Raw genomic sequence first — 22213 nt, 5'->3', positions numbered from 1 at the left:
ATATGATTCCTAAATGTAAATATTTGAAACACTCATAATTTCTTACTTCCTTAAATAGGTCTTTATACTCGGCACAATATTCATCTATGATGGCAACTGTTGGGTGAGCATCTCTTGCCAAATGTTTCAGGATTTGTAACTCTACATCCATTGGCCCGGTTCAAGACTTAACGGGAAAAGTCAGGTTTTTCAATAGGTTTTGAGATGCACTAACCTTGCAACCCACTCCATAATTCGTCAATTAGCATAAAGATACCCAAAAAGATTACTACAACCATAGATAACCATAGCGGAAAATAAAAAAAGGTATTTAAAACAATAACAATTTGACTGAAGAAAATAACTAAAAATAATAAATTTCTTTTGCGTACATTTATTGTTGCTTTTTCAATCACCTCTGTTGGTACTGGCAAAGGTATTACTGCACTGGGAGGAAAAGCATAAAACTGTTCTTGTTGAACAAATAAATCTGTCCAATCGTTTTCATCACACCACTTTTGAACCTGTACCTGGATCGAATTGCTCATTTTCTTCACCAGTTGTTTGACGCTGGATCGAGTTTTTTCCCAATCTGAGTCGGAAATATCGTGAACAGGAGAGATCCTATTATTAGGGCTACTTTCAAGGCAGTTAGCATCCACTGGCGATCAAATAAGCTAAAGAAATATTGTCTTACAATGTTCTTATGCCTCATCTTGTAACTTCCTTGAAGTATTAATTAGCAGCAATGGAAGATATTCACAATCATGCAGTTGCATTTAATTGACATAATGTTGTGTTGTAAATAACTCATTAAACTTTTCTAATCGTAGGAGCATTTAAATAAGCCTGAGGATTCTCAGGGTCAAACTCCAGACCATTAAAAAATTTCTCTATGCCCCGTGATGTATTTGGCGGAATCGCTTTTTCTTGACCAATAAGTTTAGCTGCTTCTCGCCACAAATCTTCGCGATTTACAGCCTCAATTAAAGGTTTAGTCTGAAATTCTGGGGAACGATGCCCCCATCGCATATCTTCAATTAAAAACCACAAATCATGGCTTTTGTAAGGGTAGGAAGCATTATTGCGCCAAAACTTAATCGCATGAGGACTATTTTCTACGACGCGACCGTTTCCATAATCAAACTTGCCCAGTAAGCGATCGCGAAGTAAATCACTTTTGACTCCCATCCATTGGCGTTGTGAGAGAATCCTTACCATTTCCTCCTTATTTTCAGGGCGATCGCACCACATCTGAGCTTCCAAAACAGCAGCTAGCAGTGCTTTAGCTGCCTTAGGATGCTTATCTACCCAGTTACCATGCATGGCGAGTGCTTTTTCAGGGTGATTGTTCCACAACTCTCCACTAGTTACAGCTGAGTATCCAAGCTTCTGTTTAATCAAACGATGATGCCAAGGATCGACCACACAAAAACCATCCATCGTCCCACCGCGCATGTTAGCTACCATTTGAGGCGGTGGTACCACCATCAGGGATGCATCTCGTTCCGGATCAATACCGCCGTAAGCAAGCCACCAGCGCATGAAAAAATCTCCTGTTACCCGTCGATAGGGAATAGCAAAGCGGGAGATTTCTCCACTCAACGCCTTCTGAGCCAAAGCTGATTTGAGGGCAAAACTGTCCAAACCAAGATTTAAATTTTTATGGGCATTAGCAAGTGAAATCCCTTGTCCATTCAAATTCAAACGAGCCAGGATATATATAGGTATTTTACGACCGTATGTAATCTCTCCTGTAGCAATCAGGTATGTCATGGGAAAGAGTAAATGGGCACCATCCAAGCCACCATCGGCTGAACTTAACATCAGTTTGTCACGCGTAACAGCCCAAGAAGCCTGCTTATTTACCTGGACATCAGGCATACCATACTTAGCAAAAAAGCCTTTAGCTTTAGCGATAATTAAAGGAGAGCAGCTGGTAACAGCGACGAAGCCCAGTTTAGCGGTTGTCACCTCAGGAGTATCGCTATAACCAGCATATACACCTGAACTCAACTGGGTAAGAGGGGAGCCAGAAGTGCCACGATGGGTTATGGTTTGAGTCAGTAGTGTTGCTGCACCTGTGGTTGCTAAAAATTTGCGTCTGGAAAGCTTTGCCATATCGATTCATCTCTTGCAAGTAAACAGATATATATACTTTGATAGTAATAAGCTAATCGTTATTTAAATTGCATCTCTGTATAACAGTATCCCTATGTTTTTCTAGCAAATTTAACTATGCAATTTAAAAAGCCGTTATGGTGGTAATTACGAATTTCGATAGGAGAAAATTAAGGACTAAAATCCTTGATTTTCTAAGCACTAAAGCGCTTACTACAAACTTTTCATTACTAGCTTAGATATTGTACTAGCCAAGTTTGTGTGATAGAGTCTAAACTGATTTAGGCAAAACGCTTAAAACTTGGCTTTCTATATATTTAACCTGCTGCTGTCTGTGCAGAAATTGCATCATCTCATGCCGGAGTGCATGATATTTAGTACTATCCATAATCTCCGTCGGGAATCGAGGATATACAAAAGGTACTTCCAAAACTTGATCGATGGTTGCACCAGGGCCATTTTTCAACATTACCACGCGATTAGAGAGCAATAGTGCTTCATCTACATCATGAGTAACCATCATGGCAGTGATATCGTTTGTATTACAAATATGCAATAACTCAGTTTGCAGAGAACTACGAGTCAGAGCATCCAAAGCTCCAAATGGTTCATCCAAAAGTAGCAGCTTGGGCTTAATCGCTAAGGCTCGTGCTAGCGCCACTCGTTGCTTCATTCCGCCAGAAAGTTGTGTTGGTTTTTTGCGAATGGCATCTTTCAGCCCCACCATTTCCAGGGAATCAGCAATTAGCTGATAGCGTTCTTTCTTGGATTTATGACGCATTACCTTATCAACAGCTAAGGCAACATTGTCCCAAGCAGTTAACCAAGGTAAGAGGGAATAGTTCTGAAACACCATCATCCGATCGGAACCAGGTCTGCGTACTAATTGACCGTCAACTTGCACATAGCCTTGTGTTGGTTTCTCCAAGCCAGCCACAATATTAAGTAAGGTAGACTTACCACAACCGGAATGACCGATGAGGGAAACAAAATCTCCCGGCATGATTTTTAGGTTAATATCTTGGAGAACAATATTTTTACTACCATCCGATAGTTCAAATTCTTTTTTTATCCCTTTAATTTCAACAAAACTAGACATATTTATTATATTCCTCTTATGTCTTATAACTTATAAGTTTTTTCTGCAAGCAGGCTATTCTTGTGGAGTTAATTTTAAGGATAGATAAGCCATTATTTTGTCTAGAATTAGACCAACTCCACCCAAGTAAATAATTGCCAAGATGATTTCACTAATATCTGAGTTGTTGTATGCATTGACGATAAAAAAGCCAATTCCATCGTAAGAAAGCAACATCTCAGATGCAACAACAGCTAACCAAGATAGACCTAGTGCAATCCTTAATCCTGTGAAAATGTAGGGAAGTGTAGCAGGCAGTAAGATTTTAAAAAAGTTCTCAAAAATTGTGAGTCCTAAAATCTTGGAAACGTTGGTGTAATCTCTAGGAATCAATTGCACACCCAAAGCAGTATTAAGGATGATTGGCCAAATTGCCGTGATAAAGATTACAAAGATGGCTGAGGGATTGGGTTTGAGGAAAATAGCCTGAGCAAGAGGTAGCCAAGCCAGAGGCGCAACCGGGCGCAACAGTTGGATAATTGGGTCGAATGCAAGTCTAGTAAATTTGTTCAAGCTAATAATAAAACCAACAAAAATACCTACTATTGCAGCTAGGGAGTAGCCAAAAACCACTCGTCCAAGGCTGTCAATAACCAACCAAAACAATCCTTTATTATTACCTCCCTTGTTAAAAAAGGGATCGATAATTAAGTCCCAGGTATCAATTATAACCTTAAAAGGAGAAGGCAGTGATGTTTCAGGATTTAAGCTGATTAAATACCATACAATTAACAGAATTATGATGCCAAAAACAGAGGGAATAATTTCTTTATATTGCTTGTAAAAACTATGGTATATATCATTTTTAATCTTTATCAACATTGAGTTAAAGCCTTATGTATAACAATACTAATTGCATTGAGATCGTACCTATTTAGATAAAAAATACAAGAATAAATACAGCAAGTTAAAATTTTATGAAGTATACAATTTAACTCTCAAATTTAGCTATAGAATCTGTTTTACTCCTGACTTATCCTGCTTTTTACAGTTTGATGATACAAATCTTTTTGGGAGAGCGATCGCGACTTAAATTCGTATTAGCTGATAACGCTAGATTGACGAACAAGAAACTCGCGGATAGCTGGGTCTTCTACTAGACCGATGGCGCGGGTGTAAGCCTGTTTAGCTTGTGAATTCTGACCCAAATGCTTAAGCAAGTGAGCTTTGAGCGCCCAATATGGCTGATAACTTTTGACAGACTCGGCAGGGAGTGCTTCGAGGAGCGCCAGACCTTGTTCCAACCCTTTGGCTTCTGCGATCGCTGCGGCATGTCCAACTAAAGCACCCAGTGTTGGCGAAAACTGAATCAACCCTTCATATAAAAGTGCTAAAGTCTGCCAATCTGTGCGCTCAGTCACTCTACGTTGAGCGTGTGTCGATTGAATAGCAGCTTCCAACTGAAACTTTCCGAGCTTCTTAAATTTTGCTGCTTCGGCAAGTTCGCGCTCCGCCTCGTTTAACATTGGCTGCGACCAAAGTGTAACGTCTTGCTCTAAAAGCGGAATATAAGCACCGTTTTTCGTTCTACGGGCATCACGACGCGCTTCACAATGTAACATTAGCGCTAATAGCCCCCGTGCTTCAGGTTCTTCTGGTAAAAGTTGTACGCACAGACGTGCCAACCAGATGGCTTCTTCTGTTAAACCCTTACGCCGTGGATCAACCCCAGTCACGTTCTCCCAGCCATTACTATAGGCAGCATAGATTGCCTCTAGCACAGCATCCAACCGCATCGCCAGATCCTTGGCTTCTGGCAACTCGAAGGCAATACCAGCATCTCGAATCTTAGCTTTGGCACGGACGAGCCGTTGGCTCATTGTTACTGGGGCAATCAGAAAAGCTGAGGCAATCTGAGCAGCATTCAGCCCAAGCACTGTTTGCAGCATTAAGGGGGTACGGATACCTGCATCAATCGCTGGGTGAGCACAGATAAATAGGAGCTTTACGCGATCGTCTGGGAACAAAACTTCTAAAGATGTCTCCTGTTGCACATCATCAGCCATCAGCTTGAGTGCATAGGCTGCTGAGGCTTTCACCTTAGCGTGTCGGGCATCATCGATCAGGCGACGCCGTGCAGTAAGCAGCAGCCATGCTTCTGGATTATCAGGGACACCTTTTTCTGGCCAAGCTTTCAACGCAGCCAGGAATGCATCGCCAAGCACATCTTCCGCAGCAGCCACATCATGTGTGCGAACTGCCAGGTATGCAACTAATTGCCCGTATGAGTTACGTGCTGCGAGTTCTGCGGCTTGACGTGCATTCACAGTAGTCATTAGCCTTGAGTCATTGGCAAGAAAGGTCTAACTTCAATTGCACCGTCAGCGGCTCCCGGACAACGAGCCGCCCAATCCAGAGCTGCATCCAAATCTGGTACATCTATGAGGAAGAAACCGCCAAGTTGCTCTTTAGTGTCGGCGTAGGGACCGTCTTGAACATGCCGTTGACCATCGCGCAATCGCACTGTTGTACCAGCATGAGGCTGATAAAGCGCAGCACCGCCTGCGATCGCACCAGCTTCAGCTAGAGCCTTTGCATAGGAGCTGAAAGCGCCCCAATAAGCATCTTTCTGCTGTTCATCTGTACGATTATTGAAATTGGTTTCGCTTTCGTAGACTAGGATTGCGTACTGCATGTTAGTTCCTTCGTTGTGAGTTGATTTCGAGTTTGGTATTTTCCGCGCTCAACTATATGACGTTTAATTTATGGACATTTCGACAGAAATCGCAAAATTTTTTTCGGGAACACCAATTATTGGCTATCGTCCTGTGCTTACTGGTCAAGGCACGCATTTTCCAAAGCACATCCAGAATACTACCAAAAACTCTTAATTTGTCGTGCATTGAGCAAAATTTATAATTATGCCGATTGGAAGGCTTTTGAAAAGCGCTTTATTATCCAACCCATAACCATAGCGATCGCTGAACCTAAAATAATAGGTGGTTCAGGAACAGTTTTGACTACTTTGCCAGATCCAGAGATTGTATTCTCGAATACTCCTTGACTTGCATCAAAATACCCTGTTGTCACTAAGAAGTAGTTTTTATCTGTAGTCAAAGATACATTATTGAAACCAGAACGGCCTTTTTTGGGAAAGTCGTCATTACCAATGACAGCATTTAGCAGTGGGTTGTTTGGGTTAAAGTTGTCTGTGTACAAAAACAAGTAGTTGTCCCATTCTGTTGGGTTTGTAGCAATACTCAGAAAATTATACAAACCTTTAGTGTCAACTTTGAACTCGAATGTACTATAACTAGCAACTGTACCTATACCTGAAGGTAGAGTAGGAATGTTTACTTCATTGGCGACAAAGGGACGAGTCCATGTAGGTTGACCTATTGTTGTGCTTGTATAAGTAAAATCGAAAGCTTGTGCAGGTTTAACACCAATAACAGCAACAGATAGGGTAAAACCAGCAGTAGCAATGCCGAGCTTTAATTCCATCGGATAATTCTCCAAACGGATAAATTGAACTATTTACACACGTAGAATGAAAATCGAACTAGTCAATAATAGGCAGTACCAAGCAGTAAAGAGTAGGTAGGTTTTATGGTCTGCGGCATAAGAACGCAAAACTAATAATCGTACAGCAATAATACAGCTCAACAAGAAAAGTGCAATATCCCACAGCATAACTACCAAAGTATTGCCTGCTGGCATCATCAAACATAAATGGATTAAAAGTGGGTACGCTAAAAAGCAAATACTTACTAAAATTCGACTTAAATCCTCTCCAAATACTAGTGGAAATGTATTCCTACCAATTGCTTTATCGCCTGGAATATCACGAAAATCTTGAACAGATATCAGAATTATACAGGCACTACATAATATCACCAGCCATAACCAAACAACAGGAGAAATTGGTGCTACTATTTGCCAAGCTGCTCCCATCTCAGACATGATTCCAAATCCGCTGAAAACATTTTTGGTCATCCAATGTTTTGCACCACCCAGGTTGTTATGAGCAATAAAACTGAACTGCCATAAAATTGCCCATTCAATTACTCCTAACCACCAAGCTACTGCTGTAAATAGCATCATAAATATATACCCACGAATCTGAGCGCCGCCATAGGAAATGATGCCTTGGACTAATGGACGGTCTGGCTTGTTGATTTTGTCTTCTTCGATATCGGTGATTTGGTTGGATATACAAAATGACGTAATACATAACCAAAAATAGATTAAACTACCAGCTAATATCGATATCACATGAGCCAAAGAGGTGGGAGGATAATTTACTAAAGCAGTTATAGTAAATAACAATCCAGGCACAATTGACATTGTAATATCGCGTCGAATGAATAGCCAATTTATTTTTAATTCTTGAGCAGTATTTGTGAAGAATAATTTCCGCGATCGAAGAATTAGGTTGCTAATAGCGATCGCACTCGAAAAAATATCGAATGATAACTTTTCTTCAGCAATATCTGGTAATTCTTCTAAATCTACCTGAACGACGTTGATCTGCTGTGTGAGAGCCTTATGTTGAGATATAGCTTCAACAGCGTTGGTCAGAGTTTTCTCAGACATATTTTTCCTAGCCAGAGAAGTATTGAGACTTTTTTTTGCATCTTTCCATCAAATGATGGCAACTGATAATTTTCTAAGAATCAGTAGACCTGTCTTGAAAATAGAGGCTGAAAAAACGCAAAAATTTTCCTAGATTATTGTCATCGTTCCTTGTGAGCGTATCTCATGAAGTCTCTTGCAATCTTCTTACTTCGCGCAAATAAGATCGCAAAAAAATGATTTTTGCAAGAAGTCTACTCTTGGAATAAATCTCAGTACTACCTAATCCTATGCAACAAGAATTTATCCATGCATCGTTCTGCTAAAGCTGCAATAGTTAACGAAGGATTAGCGCCTGCTGAACCTGGAATCAAAGAACCATCAACAACAAATAAATTAGGATAACCATATACCTGACCGTAGGTATTGCAGACTTTCTCCATAACTGCACCACCAAGGGGGTGAGTTGTGCCATTCAAATCGGGTGGTCCTGCAACAGTTGTATCATTGGCTTTGTCGAGCAATTGATATGTATATTGCAACGCCTGAGAATTTTTTTGGTTGTTAGCTGAGTTGGTGGGCCAAAACAAATCAGCTGACTGAGTAGAAGCATTGTAGGTGAAATAGCCTTCCGGTTTAGCAATTGCCTGACCAAGAGAAGCAATGACACCATTCTGTAAATTAGGAAGAGGAGTTTGCTCGATAATCACCGGAGCAATAGGATTATCAAAGTGTTCAATTACTGATGTTGCTGGGCCGCCTTGTGAAGGATTAGTTGGATATTTGTTGATGACAACACTGAGTGCATCACCGTTAGTTCCCCAAAATTGCCCTACATACTTATTCAAGCGGCGTAATGTGCCATTAACCTTGGCACGTAGTAACAGTTCAGTAGTTCCAATCGAACCAGCTGCTAAAAATAGATAGCGACAAATCAAAGATTTTTGTCCAACTACAGTCCCTTGCTCATTGATTTGATTACAAACAATTCGGAAACGTCCGTTATTTAATTCCTCTATCCTAGTTACCACATGCAAAGGTCGAATTTCGACGTGACCAGTGGCTTCTGCCATCTTCAAGTAATTTTTGTCTAAGCTATTTTTTGCACCACTGTTCGCCCCATAAATTAATACACCATTAATAGCAGAAGGAACTTTCTGACCTGTAATTTCCTGACGAACGATATCCCAATTAACTGCCATGCTGTGCTTGCGGACTTTGAGACCAGCTTTAGCTCCCTGCTCCATGAAAATGCGGCTTGCTAAATAATAATCGGTTTGTAAAATATCGTCTGGTATAGGAGCCGACTTGAGAATAGAACGCACCCGTGGGTAATAAACCTTATCTAACTCTTCGTAGTTGATGCTGCGTGGAAAGGCTTTATAGAATATTTTTCGATCTGGCTGATAGGTAACAGCACTGTAGACAAGGGAACTACCTCCAACGCCTGCTCCTCGATAAGCAGTAATACCATTGCCTACCTTGACATCAAGGACACCAGTATAGATGTCAATGGGACTCTGATCAAAAAACAGTGTAGTTGGACTAAGCCAAGTAGTACGGCCATCTGGTTTCTCAAATGTAGCGAAAGTATCGCCTGCATCAGTGATTGGCCATCTTCGCCCACGCTCTAGTACAATTGTTTCAATTTTTGCCTGACCTAGGCGTAATGATGCGACTGCTCCACCAAAACCGCTCCCAATAACAATCGCCTCAACATATTCTTCACTATTAAAGGCAGAACCACGAATCGCAGATATACCTATGCTGGTGGTAGCTGCAAGACTTGCCTGAAGAAAATGACGACGTTTTATGAGCTGGGACATAATTAATCTCCTACACGAGCGGCTTTTGTCCAAATAAATACACACAAGTTAACCAAAGAAAGCACAAGGAGAGAGAGCCAAATGTGTCCTCAACCCATGTCTGCTCAGAACTAACAAGGGTTTCATCAGCCGCTCACAATCTTTGATTTCACAAATATTTGCGATTGGTCATTAAAACAAGTGATAAGCAAGGGTGGTTTACTGTTTTACCACCCCTCCTTATATTAAGAACACAATCTATAATCTCAATCTGCAGTACCTAGACAAACAAGAAGTGACCACTAGCTGCTAACTGTTGAGGCCCAACACCAGCAACTACAGCAATTAGGTCATTGTTAGAATAAATTCCGGCTCCTTGTGGTAAACCTGTCAAATCAGCAGGAACTGGGCCCAGTCCGATAGTAATTTGGATGTCTTCAGGTAGTTGGATAAAATCCTCATTGAGATTGAAGTCAGTAATCAGAGCGTAGTCCTGATTACCCAGTTTGTCGTAATAGACTGCACTATCTTGGCCTACAGTGAATTCACCAAAGAAAAAGATATCGCTACCGCTACCGCCAGTCAAGATATCAATCTCAGGTTTGCCTAGTCCCAGTTCTGGAGGGAAAGGGTTAGAACCAAATAATCGGTCGTCACCGTCGCCACCAGAGAGAGAGTCACTGCCAAGATTACCAATGAGAACATCATTCCCAGACTCACCAAAGATTTTGTCGTCGCCAGTATCACCACCGAGTCGGTCGGCTCCATCACCTCCATAGAGGATATCGTTGCCTGAACCAGCAAAGACTTTATCGTTGCCAGCATCACCATAGATGACATCTTCGCCTGAACCACCAAGGATGTTATCATTACCAGTTCCACCATTAATGGTGTCATTACCATCTTGAGCAGCAATGTCATCATTACCAGTTCCACCATTAATGGCATCATTACCACCGCCAGCAAAGAAAACATCATTGCCAGCACCACCCAAGAGAGTATCATTTCCCTCTACACCAAAGTCGAGGTCGCCATTGAGGTCAAAGTCGCCAAAAATTAGGTCGTTACCAGCACCTGCATCAACGAAGTCGTTTCCAGCCCCAGAGATAAAATCGTCATTGCCGGCACCACCAAAGAGGCGGTCATCCCCATCAAGGGCAAATGTAGTGTTATTGCCGCCCAAGGTAAAAATTGTGTCATTGCCCGGAGTACCGATGAAACCTTCGGAAGCATCAGAGCCTGTGAAAATTCCTGTCCCTGGTGTAGAGTTGGGAGTTGGATTGCCAAAGACAAAGCGACCACTAGATCCCAACTGTTGGGGTGTCACACCAGCAACTATGGCAATCAGGTCATTAACACCATTTCTGTTAGCGTAGATAGCTGTTCCTTTTGGCAAACCAGCAGCTGTTGGCCCTAGTCCTATTATGGTTTGGAGACTTTCTGGTAGCTGAATGAAGTCCTCTTTAACATTAAAATCAGTAATTAAAGCATAATCTTGATTACCTAGTTTGTCGTAGAAGACTTTGGTATTTTTCCCTGTGGTGAATTCTCCAAGGAAGAAGATATCGCTACCACTACCACCTGTTAAAGTATCAATTTCGAGTAATCCTAATCCTAATTCTGGGGGATAGGGGTTAGAGCCTACTATCCAATCGTTACCATTACCACCTGATACTAAGTCGTTGCCAACATTGCCAATCAGCAAGTCGTTTCCAGCAGCACCATAGAGTGTGTCATCGCCAGTATCACCGCCGAGTCGGTCATTACCGTCACCACCATAGAATAGGTCATTGCCTGGTCCCGCAAGACCTCGGTCGTCTCCAACACCACCACGAATCGTGTCGTTCCCTAAACCACCAGTCAATAGGTCGTCACCAGCATCGCCATTGATGACATCATTACCATCTTGACCAGCGATGTTGTCATCTCCAGTTCCACCATTCAAGATATCATTGCCAGCGCCACCCAAGAAAACATCATCCCCACCACCGCCATTTAGGGTGTCATTTCCTTCCTGACCAAAGTCGAGGTCTCCATTGGAGTTAAAGTCACCAAAAATTAGGTCAGATCCATCACCTGCATTTACAAAGTCATTTCCAGCACCAGCGACTAAAACATCATTCCCAATACCACTTAATAGACGGTCATTGCCACCAAGACCGAATAAAACATTATTGCTAGTTAACGCTTCTGTGTTAATTTTGTCATTACCTGGAGTGCCGATAAAAGCCTCACCAGTTGGTGCATAAATTGGATTTGGAGTGGCGATGAAAATTGTGCCATTAGATGTTACTTTGCCAGTGTAAGGGTTTGTAGATATAGAAGTTTCATCTACTAGTAGTTGTGAGATTACTGTTTTAGGTTTCGCCATATTTTTTACTTCTTTGTTTGTGGAATATCAATGACCAGCATAGTCCCATGCTGTTGGAGCGAGTTTCTTCTACCAAAGAGTTTCAGGTTTGAAATTATTCAATTTGATACATTCATTGGGAATGTTATATATGTATGTCACCTAAATCTTTGTAGAGCCTTTAATGCTCTTTTCAAACCACCTAATAATTAATATCTGCGGTTTTTAAACAATTTCGGGAGTGGTTTGCTGGCTTGTTTAGAATCATACAATGCTTTAAGTTTTTTGTAAATTAAGAAAAATTTAACATTAGGTACATTTTGGGTTTATTTTTTGCGAAATTAAGGAGAGCTTAAGATTAGGTAAATTCGCCAAAAATGTCAGAGTAATAGTGTGAATTTAGAGGCACTTTCAAGAGCAATTTTGGGGCAAATATACAAGATATTTGTATTGCCCTTTAAAAAAAATTTTAAATTTAATGCTTGTGACTTTTGTTTATACAAGCAGATATTCTCGGTAGTGTTGCCAGATTTGTTGGTCTGGTTCTGCACTATTGTTTGGTAAGCTTTTTAGAGGAGTGTCTTTAATCTCAATTCCTGCTTCAGCTGCCATGCTGCACAATATTTCACTCACTAATCCCGTATAGCCAGCTTGGTTACCAAGCAATTTACGGAATTTGGCGGCGCAAGTAGCTCCTTTAGCCAACTCAAACACACGATCGCCAGCTACTTTTCCTAAAGCTTCTATAGTTGAGCGTTCTGCACCACCAACCGAAGCACAAACGTAACCAATACCTCCCCAAAGGTCTGTCTGTCTTGTGGCGGGAAAAGCGTCTATAGTCGTCGCAATTCGGTTAACATCAGCACAATCTACTAACCAGATGCTGCGACCTAGACCTTGGTCAAAGACGCGGCCCAGATAACCAGAAAGTTGCACAGGAATAGCTTGACCGTCTATGTAGTCTCGCCAGTAATAAATACCATGATTGAAACCATAACCATCAACTACTGGCCAACATTCTATGGGGTGCTGTTGATTTAAATATGGCTCAATAGGCAGTTTACACCGAACTAGTCCCAAACCTACTCCCAGATAAACCATAGTCTGATAAGCTGCTGTGGTTCCTTCGAGAAAAGCCTGGACTCGATTCTGCTTCTGGGGTTTGAGTGCATCTAGTTCAGTAAGACCTATACCTACACCTTCTAAGGCAAATCCTAGCAACTCAGAGTCAATTGCATTTAGCTTGGCGACGATCGCCTCTGGTTCTTCATCAGCGATCGCTGCATGGTATCCTTGCCACATACCTTCAGCAGTATGTCCAAATCGCTGTGGCACTTTCGGATCTCTCACCATTACCTTACGTCCCGCCAAATTAGCTTTCATCTGTGCCCTAGCTTGTTCGGCGCTGATTTGCCAAGCTTGTTGTATCATCTTGATTGTCCTTGTTGAGCAATAGTTTCTTGGGAGAGCATTTCTAAAAACTTTACCAATGTGTATAATTTTGTACTAAACTGCTAGGGTCGTTCTAACTGGATGAAAAACACGCGCTCGGTAATGTTGCCAGGTCTGAGATTCTAGTGGTTCGTTATCAGTCGCTAAACTATTAGCTACAGCATTAGCACCCATTCCCCACAACACCTGACAAGCTAATTCTGTATAAATCGAGTGATTGCTAAGAGATTGGCGGGACTTGCCAGCGTAAGCTGTTCCTTGGGCTAATTGAAATCGGTAAACACCTGCTATATTTTTTAGGGCTTCTATGGTTGCACGTTCGGCACCGCCAGCGTAAGCACAGGCGTAACCTACACCACCCCACAAGTCTTGCCGTCTATCTGGTGCAAAGCTATCAATGGTGCGTGCGATGTGATTGACATCGCCACCACCGATAAACCAAATACTGCGACCCAAACCTTGGTCAAAAACACTGCGAGCATAACCAGAAATTTGTTCCGAGATGACTTGATTATCAAGTGAGTCTTGCCAATGGAACATACCTTGATAGTAGCCATAGCCATCGACTGCTAACCAACTTCTAGCAAAGTTGAGTTTTTCTAAATGCGGTTTGATAGGGAGTCCAGCACGAGCCAACATCAAACCCAAACCCACATAAACCCAGTTATGATAAGCTGCACCATCACCTGCAACAAAAGTTGCCATGCGATTTTCGCTGCTGGGTGCGAGTAAGTCGCGTTGCGCTAAACCCATGCCTACGCCTTCGTAAGCAAATCCTCGCAACTCTTCATCGATTTCATTCATTTTAGGAGCGATCGCTCCTAAATCTTCACTAGCGATCGCTACATGATATCCTTGTAAAACTCTACTACCAATCTTGCTTAACCGTTCTTGCACTCCAGCATCGCTGTTTTGAATTCCTCGTTTGGCCCAAGTATCAGCCATTAAGGCGTTGGCCTCATTTGCTTTAATTTGCATTATCTAAATTACCTTGTGAAGCAATAGGTACTAAGCTGCTAAGGTTGTTCTAACTGGATGTGGTATCCGCGCCCGGTAATGCTGCCATACTGGAGATTCTGGAGTTTCGCCATGAGTGGCTAGACTGTCAGCCACTGCATCAGCACTCACTCCCCACAACACTTGACAAGCCAATTCTGTGTAGACTGACTGGTTACCAAGACATTGACGGGACTTAGCAGCGTAAGCAGTACCCTGCGCTAAATGCAAGCGATAAGCACCTGCTGTATTTCCTAAGGCTTCTATGGTTGTACGTTTTGCACCACCAGCGTAAGCACAGGCATAACCTACACCACCCCACAAGTCTTCTCGCCTATCAAGTGAAAAGGCATCAATGGTGCGTGCGATGCGATTGACATCGCCACCATCGACAAACCAAATACTGCGACCTAAACCTTGGTCAAAGACACTGCGGGTATAACCAGAAATTGGTTGCGAGATTACCTGATGATTGAGTGAGTCTCGCCAGTAGAACATACCTTGATAGTAGCCGTAGCCATCGACTAATAACCAACCCTTAGCGTTATCAAGTCTTTGCAAATGCGGTTCGATAGGTCGCCCAACTCTAGCTAACATCAAACCCAAACCCACATAAACCATGTTTGCATAAGCTGCACCATCACCTGCAACAAATGTGGCTATACGATTTTGGCTACTGGGTGTCAGAAAATCACGCTGTGCTAGTCCCATACCGACACCTTCGTAAGCAAATCCCCGCAACTCCTCATCGATTTCATTTAACTTGGGGGCGATCGCTTCTAATTCATCAGTAACAGCTGTATGGTATCCTTTCATTAACGAACGACCAACCTGTTCTAATCGTTTCTGTATACCAGCATCACTTTCTTGCACATCGCGTTCAGCCCAAGTAGTTATCAAATCTGTCGGCAGTGTCGCTTTATTCAAACTTGATTGCCAAGCGTCTTGGATCATCATCTTTCTCCTGATTTAAAAAGCTGGATGCATTGACTTTTCTGGAATCCAAGTTCCGTGGAAACCGTAAGGAACTCGCTGGGGTAGAAGAATGCGAGCTACAGGTTTATCTGTGATGTCTTGGGCATTCACCACTACTAGCTCTGAGGTTTTTGTAGCTGTGTCGTAGACGAAAGTTAACAACCAACCATCATCCTCTTGAGTCGCGTTAGAACGGGGGACAAATATTGCCTCTCCTCCATAACGACCAGTCCCCCACTCATGCACTTGAGAATAACCATTGGCAAAGTCATACTTAATGAGTGCATCTAAAGTAAATACAGGTAGCAGTTCCGGCACCATTCTGGCTGTATAACCGTATCGATTCCGTCTTCCGACAAATTGCTGATTTAAACTAGGAAATTCTGAAGCTAAATCATCAATTTTTCCTTCTTGGACTGCACCTGTGCGGAGATTGAATCGCCACCCATATAACTGTGGTTTATTAATTTGATTGTGACGTAAGTTTGTTTTTGTCGGTATGTTCAGCAGTTGAGCATCATCTGTGCGACAAGCAATAATGACGACTTCCTCTTCTGTTTCATAGGCGTTGAGAATATGTAAAACGTAACAGGTAGAAACTTCAAACCAGCGGATATTTCTGCCATTGCTATGACGGGAAATAATACCAAAACGGCTGGGCCGATTTGGTTCAAACATATAAGCTGGTTCTCTGCGTTGTAGCCTTTCTAAGCTAAATGTCAGGGGCAAATCCATGAATATTGTGTAATTTGCAGTGATGGCAAAGTCATGCATCATCACCCCTGTAGGCAAATCAATCGGAACTGTTCTTAATAACTCTCCCTCAGATGAAACCACGCTATACCTTAAATAAGGTGGCTCTAGTAGAGAATATCCAAAAAACATCATTTCCCCAGTTACAAAATCAACTTTGGGGTGAGCGGTGAAGGGAGAATTCAGTTGATTTCCATAAGTGAATGGCCCGATTGTTGTCAAGTCAGGTATCCTAATTTCGTATGGTTCGGCTCCTTCCCAAAGTGCCAATAGTTGACCTGCATGCCACACTATGCCAGTGTTAGCAGTGTTCTTGAACGGACTGAAAAGATTATTAGGAGGGTTGTGAAGTTGTGGCGATTCCATCAGACTTGTCCAGACGGCTCGACCTACTTTCTGTTCCAGTTTAAATCCCCGTGTCTGGACATAGCGGTTGCGGTAAGTGGCTTTGCCATTATTAATCTCCACCCCATGCAACATCCCATCTCCATCAATCCACTTGTAATCACCTTTGGGAGGAAACTGGGGATTAGGACCATTGCGGACAAATATTCCTGATAAATCAGTTGGTAATTCTCCAATTATTGGAAGGTCATTGGCTGTGATTTCTGTTTGTATTGGAGAAAAGTTACCTGTAAGATAGGGACTAATTTCTTTTGCGACAATCATAGTCAAAACTACTTGATTAGTAGATTAGAAATTCAGAATCAGTTGGTTGAGAATATTATTATTTAGTGTTTCTTTTTCTCTGGATAGGGAGGATATCTCCATTTCAAATCAATCAGAAAAGATTTATTTAATATGCCTCTTTGATAAGAAAAGTTATCAAAGCCAGCTTTACCATGATAACGACCCATTCCACTAGTACCAATTCCACCAAAAGGTAAAGAAGGAACAGTCAAATGCATAACGGTATCGTTAATGCAGACTCCACCAGAGACAGTTTCTTGCAAAATCCGCTCTTGATTTTTTTGATTACTAGAAAAGAAGTATAAAGCAAGGGGTTTTTGTTGTCGATTCACAAGGGCGATCGCTTCTGATAAATCTGTATATTCTAGAACAGGAAGAATCGGCCCAAAAATTTCCTCTTGCATGATCTTGTCTTGCCAAGAGACTCGATCGATAATAGTAGGAGCAATATAAAGATTCTCTAAATTTGTTTCGCCTCCCACTAAAATATTACCACTTTCTAATAATTGCGAAAGGCGGCGGAAATGTTTTTGATTGATGACTCTAGCATAGCTTTTACTTGCTGAGGGTTCGTCGCCGTAAAAAATTCGTATTTGTTTTTTAATATTACTCAATAAATCTTGTTTAATTTTGCGATTTACTAACAGATAATCAGGCGCAGTACAAGTTTGACCTGCATTAAAGAATTTGCCCCAAACAATTCTTTTAGCTGTATGTTCAATGTGAATATTTTCATCAACAATACAAGGGCTTTTTCCACCTAGCTCAAGGGTAACTGGAGTTAGATTTTTAGCGGCGGCTGCCATAACAAGTTTACCAACTTCAGTGCCGCCAGTAAAAAAGATATGATCAAAGTTTTGTGACAATAGTTCTTGGCTGGTTTCAATACCGCCTTCAATCACTTCAATAAAAGATGGATCGAAATTTTCATGAACTATTTTTTCTATGACTTCAGAAGTATAAGGAGCTATTTCTGATGGTTTTAAAATTGCACAATTACCAGCAGCGATCGCACCCACCAATGGCGCAAAAATTAAATTAAATGGGTAATTCCAAGGGCCAATAATCAGAATCACACCAAGAGGTTCAGAACGAACTTGGGCAGAAGAAAGAAACTGATAAAAGGGAGTAGCAACCTTCTGTGGTTTTGTCCATGCTCTAATGTTGTTGAGAGCATATTTAATTTCTTCTAAAACTCCAATTATTTCAAAATAAGCTTCAAAGCCTGATTTATGCAAATCAGCTTTTAAAGCTTGAACAATATTATCTTTATTATTCTCAATTGCCTGTTGAAGAATTTTCAGTTGTTGAATCCGAAAATCAAGATTTTTGGTTTTACCAGTCTGAAAAAACTGTTGCTGATATTCAATTTCATTATAATCTACTTGAGTTAGCATGGCTTTTTAGGTGTTAAACAGTAGTTATGCAGTAATTGAAAGAAAGAATGGCAGTAGCTAAATACGCAAGTTTTAAAAATCAACTGCCATTTTCATATTTGTTGTTATTTTCCAGCTAAAATTAAGACTTGATTTCTGCTGGCAACGTGACTAATTTTGGAACCTTTAGTGTATTTTTGTCCTTTAAGCTTGGGAATTCATGAGTCCCATTTGGTAACGTCTTTTCATTAGCCAAACTAATCCAGGGCTGCAAGTCGGGTTGGTGTTGGTAACTCTTGAAATCTTCTCTAGCTTTTGCAGTGATACTATTGTCTGGCACACCTTTGGTTTTCAATTTGAAAATCCAATTATCCCAACCAGCGAGAGCAGATGCTTTTAGCAAAGCAAAAATGTGCTTAAGATTTTGTGGTGCTAACAAACCTTTTAGTCCAAAACCCTTCCACAGGAACTTGAGGTACCAAATAGCAACGAAAAAGTGAGTGTATTGCATAGATACAAAAACATTAGCTCGTTGGGGTTCGTACTTGGTGAGGTGGATGTATTCGTCAAAATCCCGGCTCATTATGTAATTAAAAGGCAATTCATCTGCTCGATGGGTGTACATAAACCCGATGTTGGCGTTCTTCTCTGCCAACTCTGTTAACTGTTTGTAGACAGCAGTTAATATTTCGGTAATATATACACGACCTGGTTGCTTAATTTTTGCCAGGAATTTCAAATCTAAATGCCACTTACCGACATACAAAGGAATCATCATCCCAAACCACCACATGTTTTCTATGAACATGCGATGACTCATGATGCTAGCGTTACCAAGATGCTTAGGATGATGGCTGACAAGAAGATTGTTGCGATCGATCATTCCTAAATTAAAGCCATTGTAAACTGCCCGCTTCTTCTCTGCATCTGGCTCACCTGCTAACTTGGCACGAATCACTTCTGTAATGGTGTCTATTTCAAAGGACATCATCGTCATTCCCATCGAGTAGAAGGGATCGAAGATAGCTGCTGCATCACCAATTACATACCAGTTATCTTTTGAGAGTATGGTCTTGCTCTTGTGCGCTAGCTTGGGCCAGTAATGGAAATCAATTTCCTCTCCGCTCTTGAGCAGTCGATACATAATGTTATGGTTTGCTTCTAGAAAAGCATAAAACTTTTCTTTAGTGTTGACAGTCTGGGCCTGAATATAGTCGTGATGGTGGACTAATCCGATTGACAACTCCATATTTTGGGTATCTGTGGGAATCATCCAAACCCAATGTCCGTGTCCCATCCAGTGATTAGTAGCATAGTAATGGCTACAAGTCGAACCTAAAGGATCGTAACCACTGTGAAAGATAGTGCGATCGACATTTTTAACGCGCATCCACGCTGAACCATTGTTAACACCACGGACGTTTTCAGGGCCAAACAACACATTATCTGTCTTTCGACCGATGATAAACTTGCGTCCTGCCGCATCAATAACATGTTTAGCTTTAAGTTCGAGATACTCACGATCGAGTTTGACTTTCACCACGTTCAGGCCATCCCCAGACGTTAGGTCAACATCAACAACACGACCTTGATAAAAGACAGCGCCCATTTGCTGATTCATCCTCAGCACATCCCGCTCAAATTTGGGGCGGTGAATCAGAACAGAAGCCAATGGTGGTTGCCGAATAGCCCAGAGATGATGATAGTCATTAATGTTTTCTGTACTTTCTGGATGCTTAGGCCAATGAAAGTTTAAACCAAATTTTGGCGGATGATGCTCAACCATGTAGTCATAAAGACCCAACTCCTTGCAGATCATCAGGGTAGAGATTTCAACCGCTGACTCACCCACTTTCAAATCCTTTTCTGTCCGTTCTTCAGGACGAGGATCGACCAAAGCAATTTTGATATTAGGAACATTAAGTAGTAGGTGGCGAGCTTGACATACTCCCGCCAATCCAGCACCCATAATGACTACATCATAATCATAGGTTTGGCACTGAGTGTTGTTCATTGCATTTTCCTTTTTGCTAACTAGAAAATTTGATGAATTTGAAAAATTTCGTCGGAAAGTTCAGGACTTTTGAGTTACTTCTTTCCTTTGTGTCCTCTGTGAGCTTCTTTTTGAGCAGAAGCAGGCGACTCTTTTAGATAATTCTTAAAAGTAGCCGCAAAACGTCTACTTTTAAATACAATCTAGTACAATCTCTAAGCTAGTAATGAACAGTTTGTAGTAAGCACTTTAGTGCTGAGAAAATTAAGGACTACTAGATAGGATTGCTATAAGTCAGATGTTACTAGCTCTTGCTCTTGCAATTTTTGAGATTCAGCACTCTTACTCTTGATCCAAGGTTCCAATTCAGGTTGATGTCTATAACTCTTGAACTCTTCTGTCACCTTAGCAACTTCACTATTAGCTGCCATACCTTTGGTCTTGCGTCGGTAAATTAGATCATCCCAACTAGATTGAGCAGATGCATTGAGTAAAGCAAAAACATGTTTTAGATTCCCTGGTGACAACACACCTTTTAGTCCAAAACCTTTCCACAGGAATTTGAGATACCAAAGAGCAACAAAGAAGTAAATGTTTTTCATGTATGCAAAAACATTGCATCTTTGAGGTTCGTATTTTGTGTTTTGCAAATAGCTATCAAATTCTTGGGTCATGTAGTAACCTAAGGGTAATTGCTGCCCTCGGTGAACATACATCATGCCAATATTAGCATCTTTTTCTATGAGTTCATTGAACTGTTCATACACATGAGACATTAGTGTTCTGATAACTTGACGACTTTGTTGGCTAAATCTGCGGATAAACTTCAAATCTAAATGCCATTTGCCAACATACAAAGGCACAATCATCCCGAACCACCACATGTTTTCTAGATAGACGCGCCAGCTCATGATGCTAGCATGACCAAGTTGTTTGGCGTGGTCGTGGAGAAGATGATTGCAAGACTCTACATACCCAAGATTGTAGGCATTATACACAGCCCGCTTCTTCTCTGCATCCGGTTCACCTGCTAATTTTGCTCGGATAATTTCTGTGACACTTTCCATTTGAAATGTCATCATTACCATTCCTAAGGAATAGAAAGGATCGAAGATGGCAGCTGCATCACCAATTACATACCAATTGTCTGGAGAAAACAGAGTTTTACTCTTGTGTGCCACCCTTGGTAAGTAATGAAAGTCAATATCTTCTCCACTCTTGACTAGTTGGTAAAGAATGTTGTGATTTGATTCTAAAAAAGCATAAAACTTTTCTTTGGTGTTAACGCTCTGCGCTGGGATAACTTCATGATGATGAGATACCCCTACTGACAATTCCATAGTCTGAGTATCTGTAGGAATGACCCAGATCCAATGGCCGTGACCCATCATGTGATTAGTGGCATAGTAATGGCTACATGTAGCACCTGTAGGATCGTAACCACTGTGAAAAATGGTGCGATCGACATTTTTTACCCGTACCCATGCAGAACCATTGTTAAGACCAGCGAGTTTCTCAGGGCCAAAGAGTAGATTGTCTGTTTTCTGACCAATGATAAATTTACGTCCTGCTGCATCAATAAGATGCTTGGTTGTAAGTTCTAGGTAATCATTACCTATTTTCACCTTAACATTGTTTGGGATATCACCAGAGCCTAAATCAACGTTGACTACACGACCATTGTAAAAGTCAACTCCCATCTCCTTATTCATTTTCAAGACATCCCGCTCGAACTTGGCGCGGTTCATGAGAACGGAAGCTAGCGGGGGTTGTTTAATAGACCAGACATGATAGTAGTCATCGATGGTCTGTGTATTTTTTGGGTCTTTAGGCCAATGATAGTTTAGTCCAAATTTCGGCGGATGATTCTCAATTAAGTAATCATAAAGACCTAACTCTTTGCCGAAAAAGAGAGTAGAAACTTCGACAGTTGACTCACCAATTTTTAAATCTTTTTCAGTCCGTTCTTCAGGACGTGGGTCAATTAAGGCGATTTTGATGTTGGGAATATTCAGCAGCAAGTGACGAGCTTGACATACTCCAGCGATCCCAGCACCCATAATAACGACA

Annotated in this window: 17 protein-coding genes and 1 pseudogene; all 18 read right to left on the bottom strand. The window is 41.4% G+C overall.

What is annotated here, in order from left to right; all coding sequences use genetic code 11:
* Positions 1–151 (bottom strand): annotated as a pseudogene (locus tag RM347_RS30240) (IS701 family transposase); the annotation flags it as partial.
* Positions 152–209: 58 nt separating this feature from the next.
* Positions 210–527 (bottom strand): hypothetical protein, encoded by a 318-nt coding sequence (locus tag RM347_RS30235; protein ID WP_322718854.1) that lies wholly within the window; start codon positions 525–527, stop codon positions 210–212.
* A 265-nt stretch (positions 528–792) separates the two neighbouring features.
* Entirely contained in the window at positions 793–2100 is a 1308-nt protein-coding gene (locus RM347_RS30230; RefSeq protein ID WP_322718853.1) for a CmpA/NrtA family ABC transporter substrate-binding protein, read from the bottom strand.
* A gap of 271 nt (positions 2101–2371) precedes the next feature.
* Complete coding sequence (locus tag RM347_RS30225; protein ID WP_322718852.1) at positions 2372–3199, bottom strand: ABC transporter ATP-binding protein; 828 nt, start codon at positions 3197–3199, stop codon at positions 2372–2374.
* 54 nt (positions 3200–3253) lie between these two features.
* On the bottom strand, positions 3254–4060 hold the full coding sequence (gene ntrB, locus RM347_RS30220) for a nitrate ABC transporter permease (protein WP_322718851.1): 807 nt from the start codon (positions 4058–4060) through the stop codon (positions 3254–3256).
* Between the two features lie 218 nt (positions 4061–4278).
* Positions 4279–5514, bottom strand: coding sequence for an RNA polymerase sigma factor (locus tag RM347_RS30215; protein ID WP_322718850.1), 1236 nt, complete (start codon positions 5512–5514; stop codon positions 4279–4281).
* A complete protein-coding gene (locus RM347_RS30210) occupies positions 5514–5873 on the bottom strand; it encodes a YciI family protein (protein WP_181929685.1) in 360 nt (119 codons plus the stop codon). Before RM347_RS30210 ends, RM347_RS30215 begins: the two co-directional genes overlap by 1 nt.
* A gap of 224 nt (positions 5874–6097) precedes the next feature.
* Complete coding sequence (locus RM347_RS30205; RefSeq protein ID WP_322718849.1) at positions 6098–6682, bottom strand: PEP-CTERM sorting domain-containing protein; 585 nt, start codon at positions 6680–6682, stop codon at positions 6098–6100.
* 33 nt (positions 6683–6715) lie between these two features.
* Entirely contained in the window at positions 6716–7774 is a 1059-nt protein-coding gene (locus RM347_RS30200) for a UbiA family prenyltransferase (protein ID WP_322718848.1), read from the bottom strand.
* Positions 7775–8031: 257 nt separating this feature from the next.
* Positions 8032–9579 carry a GMC oxidoreductase gene (locus RM347_RS30195; RefSeq protein WP_322718847.1) on the bottom strand — a complete coding sequence of 516 codons (1548 nt, stop codon included), beginning with the start codon at positions 9577–9579 and terminating at the stop codon, positions 8032–8034.
* A 259-nt stretch (positions 9580–9838) separates the two neighbouring features.
* The gene (locus RM347_RS30190; protein WP_322718846.1) at positions 9839–11929 is read right to left on the bottom strand and encodes a calcium-binding protein; all 2091 of its coding nucleotides are present in this window, start codon (positions 11927–11929) and stop codon (positions 9839–9841) included.
* Positions 11930–12403: 474 nt separating this feature from the next.
* Positions 12404–13339: a DUF1702 family protein gene (locus tag RM347_RS30185; RefSeq protein WP_322718845.1), complete on the bottom strand. Its 936-nt coding sequence runs from the start codon at positions 13337–13339 to the stop codon at positions 12404–12406.
* Positions 13340–13414: 75 nt separating this feature from the next.
* On the bottom strand, positions 13415–14338 hold the full coding sequence (locus tag RM347_RS30180) for a DUF1702 family protein (RefSeq protein WP_322718844.1): 924 nt from the start codon (positions 14336–14338) through the stop codon (positions 13415–13417).
* A gap of 30 nt (positions 14339–14368) precedes the next feature.
* On the bottom strand, positions 14369–15313 hold the full coding sequence (locus RM347_RS30175) for a DUF1702 family protein (protein ID WP_322718843.1): 945 nt from the start codon (positions 15311–15313) through the stop codon (positions 14369–14371).
* A 12-nt stretch (positions 15314–15325) separates the two neighbouring features.
* Positions 15326–16750: a carotenoid oxygenase family protein gene (locus tag RM347_RS30170; protein WP_322718855.1), complete on the bottom strand. Its 1425-nt coding sequence runs from the start codon at positions 16748–16750 to the stop codon at positions 15326–15328.
* 65 nt (positions 16751–16815) lie between these two features.
* Complete coding sequence (locus tag RM347_RS30165; RefSeq protein WP_322718842.1) at positions 16816–18171, bottom strand: aldehyde dehydrogenase; 1356 nt, start codon at positions 18169–18171, stop codon at positions 16816–16818.
* 121 nt (positions 18172–18292) lie between these two features.
* Positions 18293–20164, bottom strand: a complete 1872-nt coding sequence (locus RM347_RS30160) for an NAD(P)/FAD-dependent oxidoreductase (RefSeq protein WP_322718840.1) — start codon at positions 20162–20164, stop codon at positions 18293–18295.
* A 266-nt stretch (positions 20165–20430) separates the two neighbouring features.
* Entirely contained in the window at positions 20431–22203 is a 1773-nt protein-coding gene (locus RM347_RS30155) for an NAD(P)/FAD-dependent oxidoreductase (RefSeq protein ID WP_416211902.1), read from the bottom strand.
* Positions 22204–22213 lie beyond the last annotated feature (10 nt).

Source organism: Nostoc sp. ChiQUE02 (assembly GCF_034531305.2).
Classification (GTDB): domain Bacteria; phylum Cyanobacteriota; class Cyanobacteriia; order Cyanobacteriales; family Nostocaceae; genus Nostoc.
The sequence above is the reverse complement of the archived record's forward strand: the minus strand, read 5'-3'. Positions and strand labels throughout refer to the sequence as shown.